Source organism: Salinicoccus jeotgali, from assembly GCF_039538805.1.
GTDB classification, from domain to species: Bacteria; Bacillota; Bacilli; order Staphylococcales; family Salinicoccaceae; genus Salinicoccus; species Salinicoccus jeotgali.
In genome coordinates this window covers 54128-70612 of the sequence record NZ_BAABCK010000013.1, presented here as the reverse complement: position 1 = coordinate 70612, position 16485 = coordinate 54128, and the positions used below count along the sequence as shown (strand labels likewise).

Sequence of the window (16485 nt, the reverse complement as noted above, 5' to 3'; positions counted from 1 at the left end):
TTCACCTCAATATCGGTTTAGGGATGATATCCCGCAAAGTATGTTTATCAAGTTCTGCAAGATATGCCTTCAATGCATCATTTAAGACAAAGCGTAACCCGCAGATAGGCGTCAGAATGCATTCATTGCCTTCCGAAAAACATTCTGCCATGTGGAAGTTATCTTCTGTCCGTCTGACGACTTCGCCGACATTTATCTCTTCTGGTCTACAGTTTAGCATAATCCCGCCACCTCGGCCACGTACAGTCTTGATGTATTCAAGCTTTGCCAGATGGTGGACCACTTTCGTCAAATGGTTTCTCGAGATGTTATAAAACTCTGCAATATCATCAATCTGCATTTTTTTATCTTCATTCATGCCGAGGTACATGAGCACTCTTAGGGAATAGTCCGTATATAATGTCAATTTCATTGCGATCAACTCCTCGCAATGATTATACACGGATTCGCAGAATCAATAAATAGAAGGGTCTTGCAGTGGGAACTTCTGTGAACAATTTGTGAAAACTTCTACATATACCTTGTAAAGAAAAGGATTACCCTTTATTATAAAGATGCATAAGAAATATATCTTTAAAAATTAAAGGGGTTCTGTTAATGATTACTGAAACTAAAAAAGATATCATCAAAGCGACGATTCCAGTATTGGAAGAGCATGGCACTACAATCACGTCCGTATTCTATGGAAGAATGTTCGAGGCACACCCTGAACTTTTGAATATCTTCAATCAGACAAACCAGAAAATAGGAGATCAGCCTAAAGCACTTGCGATGACGGTTCTCGCTGCTGCTAAACATATTGATAACCTGGATGCGATCGTACCGCATGTAGTTGGCATTGCGCACAAGCACCGTGCTTTGCAGATCTTGCCAGAACACTATCCAATCGTAGGGAAATATCTACTCGAAGGCATCAAGGAAGTGCTTGGCGATCAGGCGACTCCTGAAATCATCGATGCTTGGGGCGAATACTACAACCAGATTGCCCAAGTCTTCATCGATGTCGAAAAAGACATGTATAAGGATGCTGCATGGGATGGCTTCAAGCCTTTCATGGTCAAAAAGAAAGAAGTCATGACACCTGAAATCGTCAGATTCACAGTAGATTCTGATGATGTCGATAAAACATTCACAGCAGGCCAGTACATCACAGTCAAAGTACAGCCTTCAGGATATCCGTATGACGCACTTCGCCACTACTCGATCTGCTCCAATTCAACTGAAGACGGTATCACTTTTGGTGTCAAACGTGAAATGGCAGGCGGCGAAAAAGGTGTCGTTTCGAACTACCTGCATGACGGTATCGAAGAAGGGGATGTCCTCTATCTTTCTGCCCCTGCCGGGGACTTCAAAGTCGAGGAAGACCACGACAAACTGCTCTTCATCGCAGGCGGCGTCGGTGCCACACCAGTGATGGCAATGGCAGAAGATGCGATTGAAAAAGGCAAAGATGTAAAATTCGTCTACAGTGCAATCAACAAGGATTTCCAGCCATTCAAAGACCAGTTTGCTTCACTAGAAGAGAATGGTGCCGACATTACAGTAAAATACAGTGAGCCGGACGGCTATCTGAACCGTTCCGACTTTGGAGAACTCGATGGCCGACAAGTGTACATCTGTGGTTCCATGCGCTTCATGGATACAATGATCGCAGAGTTGGATGCACTGGGTATCGATGAATCCCGCATCCACTTCGAGCCATTCGGCCCGAAAATGAGTCTCCAGACTGTCTAGGTTTCCAACCTGAATCATCCAACACATTTCATATAGACATATACACCCATCCGCCCCTAATCGGATGGGTGTATTTTTGTATGTGTTTTTGTTTATATTATGTTTATATCATTGTGATAAGATATTTACGGAAGGAGTGGGGAGACGTGCAGAAGGTGATGGTAGTGGAAGACGATCCGCATATCAGGCAACTTGTATCCATATATCTTAAGCAGGATGGCTACAAAGCCATATTGGCAGAATCGGCGGACGACGCGCTTGGCCAACTTGAGGATGATGAAGTGGATCTCGCTGTTGTGGATGTCATGATGCCAGGTATGGATGGCTTCAAGCTTACTGAGATACTAAGTGGTGACCTGGATATTCCGGTCATTCTGCTTACGGCCAAGGGTCAGCTGGAAGATAAAGGACGCGGGTTTACAGCAGGAGCTGAGGACTACATCCTCAAACCATTTGAACCGGAAGAGCTTATCTACAGGGTGCGGGCCGTGCTCAAGCGCACACAGCCGGACAGCCATTCAGTGTTGAGCTACAACGGGGTCGTCCTTGACCGCATCCATTACGAGGTCAGGGCCCATGATAAGACGTTCATGCTGCCGGTCAAGGAACTCGAGCTGTTTGCCTGTCTGATGGAGACTCCAGAGCGGGTGGTGACCCGTGATTATCTTGCAGAAGCGGTGTGGGGAGACATTGAATCGGGTGCCTACACGATCAATACACATATCAACCGGCTCAGGCAGAAGCTTGAGAAGCACCGTGTGCCTCTTGAGATCGTCACCGTCCGTGGCATTGGCTATAAATTGGAGGGGGAGGCATGAAACAGTCCCTGAACAGAAAATTCATAATCGGGCTGGTCATCGTCATCGCTTTAAGCGCATTGACTGCATTGCTTGCAGCAAATATCCTCTATATGCTCCACTCGAAGCCAAAGATGGATCAGGCACTTGTCGACACTGCGGAAACTTTCGTCGCAGGTCTGGAAAAGGCTGACATGACTGAAGCAGTGCTCGATGAGCATCTGCAACTCTTTACATCCCTCGGTTATCAAGGAGCTATAGTAAAGCGGGAAGATGTAGAGGGGAAAGATTCTGATGTGGTCGATTTTGACACTGCTGCCGTCACTTTAGCGGGTGAGCCATTCGACCGGACGGAACTCTCTTTGGCAAATGTCCGGGATGTCATGGATGGTGGTGTATACCAGGGCGAAGCGGCAACGCTTGCCAATTGGTTCATGATGGGCCATTTCATGAATGATGTAAGGAATACGGTTGGCGTCCCGCTTGAGGTTGAAGGGGGACAGTATGCCCTCTTCATCAAGCAGGACAGTGCCTTGATGTTCAGCGAATTCCATATCATTGGATTGGTTTTTTTCTTGACCGTCTTCATAGTCGGTCTCATATCGATCATCATAATGTCCCGGCGTATGGCGACGGTGCTCGGGAGGTTGTCTACGGCGGCGGATGAAATCAGAAGGGAGAACTTCGATTACGCTATCGAGCCGGAAAACTATGCACCGGATGAAATCGGTCAACTGGCCGTCAGTCTCGACGCCATGCAGGGACAGTTGAGTGAGAACCGCTATATGCGGCAGAAGTTCATCAGTGATGTCACCCATGATCTGCAGTCGCCGCTGCTCAATATCCAAGGCTATTCCAAGCTGATGATGGATCAGGACTTGCCTAAGGGACTCCGCCAGCCGGCGGAAGTGGTCCACCAGGAAGCGAGGCGCCTGTCTGCACTGGCCAGGCAATTGACGGTACTCAACCGCTTTGACGATCAAACGTATCAGGTGAAGCATGAAGAAATCAGGCTCGACCGACAAGTGCAGGAAGTCATCCGTGCATTTTCATGGCGTCTCGATCAGGAAGAGATAGATTTGTCCTATACCCTTGATGAGGTATCGGTCAAGTCCGATCCGCATCTGCTCTACAACGTCTGGGATAACCTTGTGTCGAACGCCATCAAGTACTCGGGGCCGGGTGATGAAATATTCATCAGGCTCACTGACGCAGGTGACCGGGTGAAAGTGATTTTCAGCGATACGGGAGTGGGTATCAGAAAAGAAGATATGGACCAGCTGTTCGAGCGTTTCTACCGCGTGGACCAGTCGCGTTCGACGAATGGTTCAGGCCTTGGGCTTGCGATCGTCAAGGAGACGCTTGATATGCTTGGAGGCGAAGTGGAAATCGAGAGTGAATTTGGTTCAGGCACGACATTTACAATTACATTGAAGAAATAACAGGAGGATTTATAATGGAAAGAAAATGGGGCATTAATTTTATCAGGGTGGCAGCGGCATTTGGGCTGCTCGGTGTATTCATCGGTTCGCAGATGGCGGGGGAGATGGATTACGCGATCCGGCCGATTCACACGCACGTACTTCTGGTGGGCTGGCTTTCCATGTTTGCATGGGGAATCTTCTACAGCGTCTACACGGTGCGGCATAAAGTGCTTGTGCATATCCATGGTGTAACGGGTATTTTGGGGGCGGTGCTGCTGACTGTCGGCATGTATTTCTATATGCTTGATCCATTCAATATGAATGAAACGTTCACAACAGTCCTGTTCATCGTCGGCGGCAGCGTACTGCTGCTTGCCTTCCTGATGTTCCTTGTCATCACCTTCTTCGTCGAACCGCGTACAGAAAAATAAAATAATCGCTCCCCTTTTAAGGCACAGGGGAGCGTTTTATGTTTTAATGCATATTAAGAATATATCAAATCCATGATACGGAAATGAGGTGGGACGCTTGGCCTACATATTGCTTATAATCGGTTTCGTCCTTCTGATCAAGGGCGCAGATTACTTTGTGCAGGGCGCTTCGAATATTGCAGTCAAACTTAATGTGTCGCCGCTGCTTGTCGGCTTGACAATCGTCGCGCTTGGGACGAGTTCCCCGGAGGCGACCGTCGCCATCCTCGCGGCTTTGGATGGCAGTGCAGGCGTTGTCCTCGGCAACGTCATCGGCAGTAACATCGTAAATATGACTGTTGTGGTCGGCTTGACGGCGGTCATCGCCCCGCTTACGGTACAGAGTGAAACAGTGCGCAAAGAGATTCCCTTCGCCCTGCTCGGGGCGGTTGTGATGATGGTCCTTATGATGGACACATTCCTCCAAGATAGCCCGAGCAATGCGATTACACGTGGAGACGGCATCATCATCCTGCTGTTTTTCCTGATATTTCTGTACTATGTATTTGAAATGGCACGCAAAAACCGGTCCGGTACAGTGGCTGAAGCACCAACCGACTACGGCGAGCCTTGGTGGAAGAATATCCTATTCACTTTAGGCGGCTTGGCCGCCATCATCATCGGAGGTGAAATGGTCGTGTCCAGCGCGACTGAAATCGCCTTGGCACTCGGCATGAGCGAGGCGCTGGTCGGCTTGACGATTGTGGCAGTCGGGACCTCCCTGCCGGAAATCATGACTTCTGTAACCGCCGCATTGAAGGGTAAGGGGGATATGGCAATCGGCAACGTGGTCGGCAGCAATATCTTTAACATATTCTTCGTCACCGGTACTGCTGCGACCGTAAGTTCGATAGCCGCAGAATCGAAACTGTTCCTGGACGGCTTTGTCATGGTTGGTTTGACCGTGCTGCTTCTGATATTTTCGCGGACGCACTTCTCCATCGGCAGAAGGGAAGGGGCGTTCATGCTGGTGGCATACACGGCTTATCTCACTTATATCATCATTCGAAATTGAATAGTGGACGGTGACGGACTAAACCCCGGCTGGATCTGATGACAATCAGATCCAGCCGGGGTTTTTGGCGTCATTTGGATTGGTTCTGCCTTTTGGCGGCGATCAGTGTGTTGTTTAGTACCATGGTGATTGTGAGCGGGCCGACGCCGCCCGGTACTGGGGTGATGTAGCTTGCAGTCTCACTGGCGGAATCGAAGTCGACATCACCGACGAGCTTGCCATCTACGACGCTGTTGCCGACATCTATGACGATGGCGCCTTCCTTCAGATGTTCACCTGTAATGAGGCCCGGCTGTCCGACGGCGCTTACTATGACGTCATAGTCTTTCAGCTTATCGGTCATATTACGGGTGCGGGAGTGCATGAGTGTGACCGTGGCGTTCTGATCGGTCAGCAGTTTTGCGACCGGCTGCCCGACGATATGTGAGCGTCCGATGACGGCGACATCCTTGCCTTCTAGTGGACCTGTATGCTTGAGGAGCTCCATTATGCCAAGTGGTGTACATGGTGCGAATGTCTCTTGTCCGGTGTAGAGGCGTCCAATGTTGATAGGGTGGAAGCCGTCGACATCTTTATCTGGGGCAATCGCCTCCAGCACCTTTTCTTCGCTGACCTGGCTAGGAAGCGGGACCTGGACAAGGATACCATTGACTGTATCATCATCATTCAGCCGTGCGATGATGTCCAGCACTTCCTGCTCAGTCACCGTTCCGTCGAGCTGCACAATTTCTGAAGTCATGCCAATCTTTTCGGCTGCCTTATTCTTTGACCGCACGTAGCTGAGAGATGCGCCATCGTCGCCTGCGATGACGACGGTCAAGTTGGGTGTCGTACCTGCTTCCTTCAACTTTTCGACTTCGGCGGCAAGATCAGCGCGGTAGTCCTTCGCTATTTCTCTGCCGTTCAATAGTTCTGCTGTCATATGAAAGCCCTCCTGGTTTCTATCTATTTCTCCTCCATTATCCAACAACTGAGCATAAATTTCCAGATTGAAGACCATAAAATTCTGAAATCAATAGAGTCCAATCAGAGTGTATTGCCGTATAATAAATCTGTAAGGCAAAAATAATTTAGTCTATATACAAACTATATTAATATAAAATAATTTATTGTTCGTTTTTGAGTTGATTATATAGAACTCTATTGTTAAACTGAATCTGAAGAAATAAACATCCGGATAAAAGAGAGGGTTTCGTTTATGACAGTAGGAGTGATTATGGGAAGTTCTTCAGACTGGTCGACGATGAAACATGCGTGCGACATGCTGGATCAGCTATCCGTCCCTTATGAAAAGAAAGTGGTCAGTGCCCACAGGACACCTGAAATGATGATGGACTACGCCAGGGATGCAAAGGATCGGGGCATCAAAGTGATCATCGCGGGTGCAGGGGGTGCCGCTCATCTGCCCGGCATGGTAGCGTCGATGACGCACATACCGGTCATAGGCGTCCCGATCGAATCGAAGGCGCTGAATGGCCTCGACTCACTGCTGTCCATCGTCCAGATGCCAGGCGGCATCCCTGTCGCGACAACGGCGATAGGTAAGGCGGGAAGCACGAATGCAGGCATACTCGCGGCAAAGATGTTGGCGATTGGCGATGATGCCCTCTACAGCCGACTGGAAGCCTATACGGAGACTTTAGAAGAGAAAGTGGAGGGAATGCAGAATGAGCTCGATTGAACTAGGCGGTACGATAGGCATAATAGGTGGCGGGCAACTCGGAAAGATGCTTGCGCAGAGCGCTTTAAGGATGGGGTATAGGGTCGCGGTGCTCGACCCTTCTGAAGATGCGCCGGCGAGAAGTACTTGTCATACATTCATCCATGCGGAATTCAGTGATTTTGAGTCACTTAAGGAACTATGCAGATTGTCGGACATCGTCACATATGAATTCGAGAATATCGATGCCCACATACTGCGCACCTTAGTGGATGATTACCATATCCCCCAAGGTGCTGAGACGGTTCTGACGCTGCAGAACAGGGATTACGAGAAGACGGCGATAGAAGAGGCGGGTGCGGCCATCGTTCCTTATGCGAAAGTATCGACACGAGACGCACTCGCGTCATTCGCCGACACCAATGGCTACCCTGTCATCGTCAAGACCGCAACGGGCGGCTATGACGGCAAGGGTCAGATGGTGATCGAATCACAGGCGCATATGGAAAGCATCGAGGTTCCATTCGATCAGGCAGAATGGGTTGCCGAAAAATACTTGCAGTTGGAACGCGAAGTATCATTGACTGTCGCCAGAAGTACGACAGGCCAAGTCGAATATTTCCCACTTCAGGAAAATCTGCACAAGGACCAGGTCCTCTACCGCACAATCGCACCGGCAGGTGTTGATGCGCAATATACAGCCAAAGCGCAGGAAGCGGCACGTAAAATCATGGATAAGCTGCATTTCACCGGCGTGTTCACGATAGAATTCTTCATCGGTCAGGACGGCGCGCTGTATGTGAACGAAATCGCCCCGAGGCCCCACAACTCAGCCCACCATACAATCGAATCATGCAACATCAGCCAGTTTGATGCACATATACTGGCGATCCTCGGCCATCCGATGCCTGCCGTTCATCAGCACCAGCATGCAGTCATGATGAATCTGCTCGGTGCCGATCTCGACCGCCTTGAACAGACGCTTTTCACAAATCCGGAGTGGCACGTCCACGTCTACGGCAAGACAGCGCGCAAGCCGGCAAGGAAAATGGGGCACGTGACGGTGCTCACTGACGATGTCTTAGAAACACTTGATCGGCTGGAAGAGAATTTCATCAAGGAGGAGTCATGATGCTCGTTTACGAAGGGAAGGCAAAACGTGTCTACAGGACGGAAGAAGAGGCATACCGGATTGAATATAAAGATGAAGTGACGGCCGGTAATGGGGAAAAGCACGACTACATGACAGGCAAAGGACGTCTCAATAACCTGATCTCTTCAGGCATATTCGCATATATGAAAAAGCATGGCATCGACTCCCACTATATAGAACGCATCAGTGAGACCGAGCAGCTGGTCAAGCCCCTTGATATCATCCCACTCGAAGTGGTCGTACGGAACTATGCCGCGGGCAGCATAGTCAAACGTCTTGGCCTCAAAACACATCAGCCGATGACCCCACCTTTAGTCGAGTTCTTCTATAAAGAAGACGCACTCGGCGATCCGCTTCTCACGGATGACCATATCGCCATGCTCAACCTCGCAAGTGTGGCGGAAGTCGCCCACCTTAAAGCGCAGGCCCTTAAGATCAATGAAGTGTTGACAGCGATGATGAAGGAAATGGGGCTGTCGCTGATCGACTTCAAGATCGAGTTCGGCAAAGATCGTGACGGTGTCATTATGCTCGCAGATGAAATCTCGCCGGATACATGCCGCATCGTGGATATGGAGAGCAAAGAGAATTTCGATAAAGACGTCTACCGCAACAGTACAGGATCACTGATTGACACCTACAGGGCATTTTATAAAAAGATGGAGGCACTCATATAATGAAAAAGATTGAACTGATCGTCACACTGCAGCCGCAAGTATTGGATACACAAGGTGAGGCCCTGAACCGGGCGGTCCACGAACTGGGGCATGAGGAAATCAACGACATCCGTGTCGGCAAGGTGCTCTACTTCGACATCGATGAAACAGACGAGACGAAAATCGATGAAAGCGTCCGTCGGCTGTCCGAGAAACTATTCGCCAATACAGTCATCGAAACATATTCCTATACTATCATCGACGAGGTGGCTGAATGATGAAATTCGCTGTGATACGCTTTCCAGGATCGAACTGTGACAGGGATATGCTGAACGCTATCCTGAAGTCCGGCGGGGAAGCGGACTACGTCGATTACCGGGAGACGTCGCTTGAAGGTTATGATGGTGTCCTGATTCCAGGTGGCTTCAGTTTTGGGGACTATTTGAGGAGCGGTGCGATGGCTGCTGTGGCACCGGTGACGAAAGCAATCGTCGAAGCGGCAGAAGCCGGCAAGCCGGTAGCTGGCATATGCAACGGCTTCCAGATACTGACTGAGATCGGCCTGTTGCCAGGTGCGCTCATATTCAATGACACCCACACATTCATCTCAAGGGATGAAAAGCTGAAAGTGTCCAACAACCGCACTGCATTCACAACGGGTTATCAGCCTGATGAAACGGTAACTTTTCCGATTGCGCATGGGGAAGGGCATTACTACTGTGATGATGAGACTTATGACACGCTCAAGCAGAATAATCAGATTGTCCTGGAATACATGGACAACCCGAACGGCTCGCGCGGCGACATTGCAGGCATCATCAATGAAGCGGGCAATGTCCTCGGCATGATGCCGCACCCGGAACGCGCACTTGAAGCGTTGCTCGGCAGTGATGATGGTAAGAGAATGTTTGAAAATATGGCAAACTGGGAGGCCACTCATAATGAAATTCAATGAACCGACAGAACAGATGATCAAAGACGACAAGCTCTATAAAGAGATGGGCTTGACGGATGCAGAATACAAGCATGTCGTGGAAATACTCGGCAGGGAACCGAACTATACGGAAACCGGCATATTCTCGGTCATGTGGAGTGAGCATTGTTCGTATAAGCATTCGAAACCGTTCCTCGGGCAGTTCCCGACATCAGGGGAACGCGTACTGATGGGACCGGGTGAAGGTGCAGGCGTCGTCGACATCGGCGACGACCAGGCCATCGTCTTCAAAGTCGAATCCCATAACCACCCTTCTGCAGTCGAACCCTACCAAGGGGCAGCGACGGGTGTCGGCGGCATCATCCGCGATATCGTATCGATGGGCGCGCGCCCGATCGGATTATTGAATTCCCTCCGTTTCGGCGAGCTATCTGAACCAAACAACCGTTGGCTGCTCAGAGGCGTCGTATCTGGTATCGGCGGCTACGGCAACTGCATCGGCATCCCGACTGTCTCAGGAGAAGTCGAATTCGATTCTTCATATGACGGCAACCCGCTTGTCAACGCCATGTGTGTCGGGGTCATCGACCACGACCAGATACAAAAAGGGACGGCCAAAGGTGTCGGCAACAAAGTCATCTATGTCGGCCTGAAGACAGGACGGGACGGCATCCACGGCGCAACTTTCGCGTCTGAAGAGTTATCTGAGGAATCAGAGTCGAAGCGTCCATCTGTGCAGATTGGAGACCCATTCACCGGCAAAAAACTGATGGAAGCGACTCTTGACGCCATCAACCAGCCTGAACTCGTCGGCATCCAGGATATGGGGGCGGCAGGTTTGACATCATCAAGTGCCGAAATGGCAGCCAAAGGTGAATCGGGCATGGCGCTCTACCTCGACCAGGTGCCTGTCAGGGAAGACGGCATCTCCCCATACGAAATGATGTTGTCGGAAACACAGGAACGCATGCTGCTTGTCGTACAGGACGGCACAGAGGATAAATTCCTCAAGATGTTCGACGGATATGAACTCGATTCCGCGGTCATCGGTGAAGTGACGGACTCCGACCGTCTGGAACTCTTCTATGAAGGCGAGAAGTACGCGGATATTCCCGTACAGCCACTGTCCGATGAGGCACCTGTCTATGTGCTGGAAGGCAAAAACCCAGGAGTCGACGACAAAACATATGACTACAGTAAAGAAGATCTGAACGCGGCATTCGATGCACTGCTCAGCCATCCGAACCATGGTTCAAAGCGCTATATATATGAACAATACGATAATCAGGTCGGTTCGAACACCATCCAGAAGTCAGGTTTCGGCTCAGGGATCGTCAGAGTGGAAGGGACGGATAAGGCCATCGCGATGACGGTCGACGGCAAGAGCCGCTATGTCTATGCCGATCCGTTCAATGGCGGTAAAGAAGTCGTCGCGCAGGCGTTCAGGGACATCATATCGACTGGTGCACTCCCGCTTGCCATGACTGACTGCCTGAATTACGGCAGTCCTGAAAACCCTGAAATCTACCATCAGCTCGATGCTTCGACGCGCGGTATGGCAGAAGCGTGCCGGACGCTGTCGACACCGGTCGTATCCGGCAACGTCAGCCTATACAATGAATCCAAAGGCACAATACTACCAACGCCGGTCATCGGCATGGTCGGTCTGATAGAAGATGTGCGCTTCATGGAAGACGTCCAGATACAGGCGGGGGATTCAATCTATCTGGTGGGTGAGACACACAAAAGCTTTGCCGGCAGTCAGCTTGAAAAGCTGATTGATGGAGATATTTCGAAGCAGGAACGCCACATCGACCTGGAAATCGAATACAGCCGCGGCATGGATCTCAGGGATCGTCTGAAGAACGGTGGCATCAAAAAGATCGCACCAATTGGCCGTGGCGGCATCGCCATCAAACTGGCGCAGCTCGCAGCCTTCCATCATCTCGGAGTGGATGCATCACTCGATATGGACGGGGAAGATCTCTTTGCAGAAAATGCCTCCCGCTACATCGTCATCGGAGCAGGTGGACAAGACATTGAAGGCGCTGTCGAAATCGGGGTCCTGACAGAAGATGCATTCAAAGTAGCATCGCGTGATATGACGATAGAACGTAGCCTGGACGCCATCTCAAACACATGGGAAGGGGCAATCCCGAAATGTATGACATCCGTGGACTAAATGAAGAGTGTGGCATATTCGGTGTGTACGGCCATCCGGATGCCGCCGAATTGACTTATATCGCACTGCACAGCCTCCAGCATCGGGGGCAGGAAGGGGCCGGCATCGTCTGTTCGAACGAAGAGTACCTTTTCGGCGCACGCGGCATGGGCCTTTTGACCGAAGCGCTCTCCAGGGAACAGCTGGCATCGCTGCATGGCTTTCCGCATGCCATCGGCCATGTAAGGTACGCAACAAGCGGTGGCAGCGAGCTGTCGAACGTCCAGCCATTCCTGTTCAAAAGCCATAAGGGGGACCTTGGCCTTGCGCATAACGGCAATCTTGTCAATGCCATGAGCGTCCGTGAGGCTTTAGAAGACGACGGGGCGATTTTCCAGACTTCATCGGACACCGAAACATTGGCACATCTGATCCGTAAAAATAAAAGCCCGGACAGGAAAACGCGCATCAAGACGGCGCTCAGGCAGATCAAGGGGGCTTTCGCCTTCGTCATCCTGGACGAAGAGGCGTTGACCATCGCCCTGGATGATCATGGTGTGCGTCCGCTCATGCTCGGCATGATAGACGGTGCCTATTGCGTTGCCAGCGAAACGTGTGCCTTCACCGCAATCGGTGCAGAGTACATACGTGATATCGAACCCGGCGAACTGATTACATTGAGTGAAGCAGGCATCGACTTCGACCGTTATACGGACGCGTCGCATCCGAATATGTGCTCGATGGAGTACATCTACTTTGCGCGTGCCGACTCGGAATTCCGCAATACATCCACATACACCATCAGAAAATCGCTCGGTCAGCAGTTGGCTAAGGAAATGGATGTGGATGCGGATATAGTGATCGGCGTGCCGGACTCGAGCCTTGCTGCTGCAAAAGGATTTTCTGAAGAATCCGGAATCCCACAGGAGCAGGGACTGTTGAAAAACCGCTATGTGGGACGGACATTCCTCTCCAAAGGGCAGGAAGCACGCGAGCGGGCAGTGCGCATGAAGCTCTCCCCGGTGCGTGATGTTGTTGAGGGCAAGCGCATCATCGTCATCGATGATTCGATCGTGCGTGGGACGACCAGCCGGTATATCGTCAAGGCATTGAAGAAGGCGGGCGCTAAAGAAGTCCATATGGGCGTCTCATCCCCGCCGCTTAAAAATCCATGCTTCTATGGCATCGATGTCTCAACCCATGCTGAAATCATCGCTTCATCGAAATCGACAGAGGAGATCCGCCGTGAGATCGGTGCTGACTCCTTGAGTTATCTGTCGGTCGACGCGATGCATGATGTGTACCATTCATATGGTTCGAAAGGCCAATGCGATGCCTGCTTTACAGGCAATTATCCAATAGAGATTATCGACCGGCTCCTGCCGCAGGAGAAGGATCAGAAGACGAAAGGGGTATGAGCATGTCAGAACAGTATAAGGATGCCGGAGTCGACATCACGGCCGGATATCAGGCAGTCGATAAGATCCAAGCACATGTAAAACGGACGATGCGTCCGGAGGTCATCGGAGGGATTGGGGGGTTCGGTGCCGCTTTCGACCTGTCACAGCTGAATATGAAAGCCCCTGTCCTTGTTTCCGGCACTGATGGTGTCGGTACGAAATTGAAGCTGGCGATCGATTCAAACCGTCACCGTACAATCGGTGTGGACGCCGTGGCGATGTGCGTCAACGACATCATCACAACCGGTGCAGAGCCACTGTACTTCCTTGATTACATCGCGGTCGATAAGGTCATTCCTGAGCACATCTCCGACATCGTCGAAGGCATTTCAAATGGCTGTACGGACGCAGAATGCGCCCTGATCGGCGGTGAGACCGCGGAGATGGGGGATATGTACGGTGCAGGCGAATATGATATCGCCGGTTTTGCTGTAGGCGCCGTCGAGAAGGATGCCTATATAGATGGGACAGCTGCAAAGCCTGGGGACACGATCATCGGACTGGCTTCAAGCGGCATCCATTCGAACGGCTACAGCCTGGTCAGGAAATGGCTTGCCGACTACTCGGTCGACGTCGAAGGGATGCTGGACGGCAGACCGATCATCGATCATCTGCTTGAGCCGACGCGCATCTATGTCAAGGCGATCAAAAAAGTCAGGGAAGAGATCAGCATCAAGGCGATGAGCCATATCACAGGTGGTGGCTTCATCGAAAACATACCGCGGGCGTTCCCCGGGCATCTGGGTGCAGATATCGATGTGGCGAATGTCGAAGTGCCGAAAATCATAGAATGGCTGATTGAACTCGGCGGCATGGATATGCGGGAGGCATACAATGTGTTCAATATGGGCATCGGCTTCATGATTGCAGTGAACGACAAAGATCAAGCACGCACCTTGGAGATACTGGAAGCCGCCGGAGAGCGTCCGGTAGTGCTTGGCCGCGTGACTGCGGACGGCGGGTTGCGTGTCCATGGCTACTAGAGTTGCAGTATTCGCCTCCGGTGGCGGCACGAATTTCAGCAATCTGGCCCGTCACGCACAAGAGATCGGCATCGAGATCGTCCTTTTGATCAGCGACAATCGTGAAGCCTACGCCTTACGGCGTGCAGAGGCACTCGGCATAGAAAGCCTCGTCTGCACCATCTCCGACTATGGATCGAAGGCGACGCAGGAAGCGGCGATGATAAGGGCGCTTCAACGCCTCGATGTTGAATATATACTGCTTGCAGGCTACATGCGCATACTTGGGGCGGCGTTCATCAGCACATATGAAGATAGGATCATCAATCTGCATCCCTCACTGCTGCCAGCCTTCAAAGGCCGCAATGGCATCGAGGATGCCTATGACTACGGGGTTAAAGTGACAGGAGTGACGATCCATCTTGTGGATGCCGGCATCGATACGGGCCGGATCATCGCCCAGGAGCCTGTACGCATCAATCCTGAAGATTCACTTGAAGATCTGGAGAGGAAGATTCATCAGCTCGAGTATAAGCTGTACCCACAGGCACTCAAAAAATTTTTGGAAGGGGAGAGAAGATGAAGAAAGCACTGATCAGCGTATCCGATAAGAGAGGGCTCGAGCCGTTTGTCCGGGGCCTCTCTCGCAATGGCTATGAACTCTATTCAACAGGCGGCACATTGAAGGCGATAGAATCCTTCGGGGTCCCTGTTGAGAATGTCAGCATGCTGACAGGATTTGAGGAAATATTGGATGGCCGCGTCAAAACGCTGCACCCGGCAGTCCACGCCGGCATACTCGCCAATCGGGATAATGCTGCCCATATGGCGGAACTCGATGAAAAGAATATCGCCCCGATCGATCTGGTGGCGGTCAACCTCTATCCGTTCAAGGAAACGGTCGCAACTGAAGGCGTCACAGAAGCCGAGGCGGTTGAGAACATCGATATCGGCGGACCGACGATGCTGCGGGCGGCAGCCAAGAACTTCAGGCATGTGACGACCATCGTCTCCCCAGAAGACTACGAAGAGGTCATCAGCCGTATCGAATCGGAGACGCTTGACGATACTTACCGGCGTGCACTCATGATAAAAGTGTTCCGCCATACGAATGATTATGACCAGGCGATCGTCAACCACTTCAGCCAGGCTGAGGAATCCCTGCGCTACGGTGAAAACCCGCATCAGACGGCACGTCTGGTCCGGACGACTGAAGCACGCAATACGATATTGAACGCCGATGTCCTAAACGGCAAGGCGCTGTCCTACAACAACTACCGCGATGCGGATGCAGCATTCCAGTTGGCCAAAAAGTTCTTTATGCCGGCAGCAGTCGCGGTAAAACATATGAATCCATGTGGTGTGGGTACGGGAGAAACGATTGCGGAAGCTTTCAAAAATGCCCATGAAGCAGATAGCCAGTCGATTTTCGGCGGTATTGTGGCGCTCAACAAGACGGTGGACCGGGAGACGGCCGAACAGCTGCACTCTATTTTCCTGGAAGTCGTCATCGCGCCGTCCTTCGACGAGGCGGCGCTTGAGGTGTTGACCCAGAAGAAGAACCTCAGATTGCTTGAAGCGGATTTCCATGAGGATGCCCATGCTGAAGAGATGGTCAGTGTCTCGGGTGGATACCTCGTGCAGAGCCAGGACACCGGCGCTCTCGACGAGAGGGACATCAAAGTCGTCACAGAAAAGCAGCCGACGAAAGAACAGTTGACGGCGATGGCGCTTGCATGGGAAGTATCGAAGCATGTCAAAAGCAACGCGATTGTCCTGTCCAATGAACGCCGGACAGTAGGCATCGGGGCCGGACAGATGAACCGAGTTGGAGCGCTTAAGATCGCCATCGATCGCGCTGTGGGGCTCGGGAGCGATGTGGTCATGGCGAGCGATGGTTTCTTCCCGATGCCGGACTCCGTTGAACTGGCCTATGAAAATGGCATACGTGCAGTCATCCAGCCGGGTGGTTCGAAAAGGGATCAGGAATCCATCGACTACTGCAATGCGCATGGCATGACGATGGTATTTACAGGCATGCGGCATTTCAAGCATTAGG

The 16485-nt window shown here is 51.3% G+C and carries 17 protein-coding genes; 15 read left to right on the top strand and 2 right to left on the bottom strand.

The annotated features are described in order from the left end of the window. Position 1: 1 nt before the first annotated feature. Positions 2-412, bottom strand: coding sequence for an RrF2 family transcriptional regulator (locus ABD734_RS02795; protein ID WP_344701188.1), 411 nt, complete (start codon positions 410-412; stop codon positions 2-4). Between the two features lie 185 nt (positions 413-597). Between ABD734_RS02795 and ABD734_RS02790 the strand changes: the two genes are divergently transcribed. From ABD734_RS02790 to ABD734_RS02770, 5 genes are all read left to right on the top strand, one after another. After that, on the top strand, positions 598-1734 hold the full coding sequence (locus tag ABD734_RS02790) for a globin domain-containing protein (protein WP_344701186.1): 1137 nt from the start codon (positions 598-600) through the stop codon (positions 1732-1734). 146 nt (positions 1735-1880) lie between these two features. Continuing rightward, positions 1881-2552 (top strand): response regulator transcription factor, encoded by a 672-nt coding sequence (locus ABD734_RS02785; protein WP_344701184.1) that lies wholly within the window; start codon positions 1881-1883, stop codon positions 2550-2552. Next, entirely contained in the window at positions 2549-3973 is a 1425-nt protein-coding gene (locus ABD734_RS02780) for a sensor histidine kinase (protein WP_344701182.1), read from the top strand. Before ABD734_RS02785 ends, ABD734_RS02780 begins: the two co-directional genes overlap by 4 nt. A 14-nt stretch (positions 3974-3987) precedes the next feature. After that, positions 3988-4386 (top strand): hypothetical protein, encoded by a 399-nt coding sequence (locus ABD734_RS02775; RefSeq protein WP_344701180.1) that lies wholly within the window; start codon positions 3988-3990, stop codon positions 4384-4386. Positions 4387-4483: 97 nt separating this feature from the next. Next, positions 4484-5440 (top strand): calcium/sodium antiporter, encoded by a 957-nt coding sequence (locus tag ABD734_RS02770; protein WP_344701178.1) that lies wholly within the window; start codon positions 4484-4486, stop codon positions 5438-5440. A 70-nt stretch (positions 5441-5510) separates the two neighbouring features. Here ABD734_RS02770 and ABD734_RS02765 read toward each other — a convergent pair whose 3' ends face one another. Further along, entirely contained in the window at positions 5511-6362 is an 852-nt protein-coding gene (locus ABD734_RS02765; protein ID WP_344701176.1) for a bifunctional 5,10-methylenetetrahydrofolate dehydrogenase/5,10-methenyltetrahydrofolate cyclohydrolase, read from the bottom strand. Positions 6363-6638: 276 nt separating this feature from the next. Here ABD734_RS02765 and purE point away from each other — a divergent pair, with 276 nt between their 5' ends. Genes purE through purH form a run of 10 tightly spaced genes read left to right on the top strand, consistent with a single transcriptional unit; the run spans position 6639 to position 16484 of the window. Continuing rightward, positions 6639-7121 (top strand): 5-(carboxyamino)imidazole ribonucleotide mutase, encoded by a 483-nt coding sequence (purE, locus tag ABD734_RS02760; RefSeq protein WP_344701174.1) that lies wholly within the window; start codon positions 6639-6641, stop codon positions 7119-7121. Further along, positions 7108-8232, top strand: coding sequence for a 5-(carboxyamino)imidazole ribonucleotide synthase (purK, locus tag ABD734_RS02755; RefSeq protein WP_344701172.1), 1125 nt, complete (start codon positions 7108-7110; stop codon positions 8230-8232). Before purE ends, purK begins: the two co-directional genes overlap by 14 nt. Next, the gene (purC, locus tag ABD734_RS02750; RefSeq protein WP_344701170.1) at positions 8229-8930 is read left to right on the top strand and encodes a phosphoribosylaminoimidazolesuccinocarboxamide synthase; all 702 of its coding nucleotides are present in this window, start codon (positions 8229-8231) and stop codon (positions 8928-8930) included. The genes purK and purC overlap by 4 nt, the downstream gene beginning before the upstream one ends. Beyond that, on the top strand, positions 8930-9187 hold the full coding sequence (purS, locus tag ABD734_RS02745) for a phosphoribosylformylglycinamidine synthase subunit PurS (protein ID WP_344701168.1): 258 nt from the start codon (positions 8930-8932) through the stop codon (positions 9185-9187). The genes purC and purS overlap by 1 nt, the downstream gene beginning before the upstream one ends. Continuing rightward, positions 9187-9864: a phosphoribosylformylglycinamidine synthase subunit PurQ gene (gene purQ, locus ABD734_RS02740; protein ID WP_344701501.1), complete on the top strand. Its 678-nt coding sequence runs from the start codon at positions 9187-9189 to the stop codon at positions 9862-9864. The genes purS and purQ overlap by 1 nt, the downstream gene beginning before the upstream one ends. Then, positions 9848-12025 (top strand): phosphoribosylformylglycinamidine synthase subunit PurL, encoded by a 2178-nt coding sequence (gene purL, locus ABD734_RS02735; protein WP_344701499.1) that lies wholly within the window; start codon positions 9848-9850, stop codon positions 12023-12025. Before purQ ends, purL begins: the two co-directional genes overlap by 17 nt. Continuing rightward, the gene (gene purF, locus ABD734_RS02730; RefSeq protein WP_344701166.1) at positions 12004-13422 is read left to right on the top strand and encodes an amidophosphoribosyltransferase; all 1419 of its coding nucleotides are present in this window, start codon (positions 12004-12006) and stop codon (positions 13420-13422) included. The genes purL and purF overlap by 22 nt, the downstream gene beginning before the upstream one ends. A gap of 2 nt (positions 13423-13424) precedes the next feature. Beyond that, positions 13425-14447 (top strand): phosphoribosylformylglycinamidine cyclo-ligase, encoded by a 1023-nt coding sequence (gene purM / locus ABD734_RS02725; protein ID WP_344701164.1) that lies wholly within the window; start codon positions 13425-13427, stop codon positions 14445-14447. Beyond that, positions 14437-15009 carry a phosphoribosylglycinamide formyltransferase gene (purN, locus tag ABD734_RS02720; RefSeq protein ID WP_344701162.1) on the top strand — a complete coding sequence of 191 codons (573 nt, stop codon included), beginning with the start codon at positions 14437-14439 and terminating at the stop codon, positions 15007-15009. The genes purM and purN overlap by 11 nt, the downstream gene beginning before the upstream one ends. Continuing rightward, entirely contained in the window at positions 15006-16484 is a 1479-nt protein-coding gene (gene purH / locus ABD734_RS02715) for a bifunctional phosphoribosylaminoimidazolecarboxamide formyltransferase/IMP cyclohydrolase (protein ID WP_344701160.1), read from the top strand. Before purN ends, purH begins: the two co-directional genes overlap by 4 nt. Position 16485: the final 1 nt, after the last annotated feature.

What these genes read in the sequence shown, in the direction of transcription:
- ABD734_RS02795 (WP_344701188.1), bottom strand. Translation starts at nt 412, where the DNA reads ATGAAATTGACATTATATACGGACTATTCCCTAAGAGTGCTCATGTAC.
- ABD734_RS02790 (WP_344701186.1), top strand. Translation starts at nt 598, where the DNA reads ATGATTACTGAAACTAAAAAAGATATCATCAAAGCGACGATTCCAGTA.
- ABD734_RS02780 (WP_344701182.1), top strand. Translation starts at nt 2,549, where the DNA reads ATGAAACAGTCCCTGAACAGAAAATTCATAATCGGGCTGGTCATCGTC.
- ABD734_RS02775 (WP_344701180.1), top strand. Translation starts at nt 3,988, where the DNA reads ATGGAAAGAAAATGGGGCATTAATTTTATCAGGGTGGCAGCGGCATTT.
- ABD734_RS02765 (WP_344701176.1), bottom strand. Translation starts at nt 6,362, where the DNA reads ATGACAGCAGAACTATTGAACGGCAGAGAAATAGCGAAGGACTACCGC.
- purE (WP_344701174.1), top strand. Translation starts at nt 6,639, where the DNA reads ATGACAGTAGGAGTGATTATGGGAAGTTCTTCAGACTGGTCGACGATG.
- purK (WP_344701172.1), top strand. Translation starts at nt 7,108, where the DNA reads ATGAGCTCGATTGAACTAGGCGGTACGATAGGCATAATAGGTGGCGGG.
- purC (WP_344701170.1), top strand. Translation starts at nt 8,229, where the DNA reads ATGATGCTCGTTTACGAAGGGAAGGCAAAACGTGTCTACAGGACGGAA.
- purS (WP_344701168.1), top strand. Translation starts at nt 8,930, where the DNA reads ATGAAAAAGATTGAACTGATCGTCACACTGCAGCCGCAAGTATTGGAT.
- purQ (WP_344701501.1), top strand. Translation starts at nt 9,187, where the DNA reads ATGAAATTCGCTGTGATACGCTTTCCAGGATCGAACTGTGACAGGGAT.
- purF (WP_344701166.1), top strand. Translation starts at nt 12,004, where the DNA reads ATGTATGACATCCGTGGACTAAATGAAGAGTGTGGCATATTCGGTGTG.
- purM (WP_344701164.1), top strand. Translation starts at nt 13,425, where the DNA reads ATGTCAGAACAGTATAAGGATGCCGGAGTCGACATCACGGCCGGATAT.
- purN (WP_344701162.1), top strand. Translation starts at nt 14,437, where the DNA reads ATGGCTACTAGAGTTGCAGTATTCGCCTCCGGTGGCGGCACGAATTTC.
- purH (WP_344701160.1), top strand. Translation starts at nt 15,006, where the DNA reads ATGAAGAAAGCACTGATCAGCGTATCCGATAAGAGAGGGCTCGAGCCG.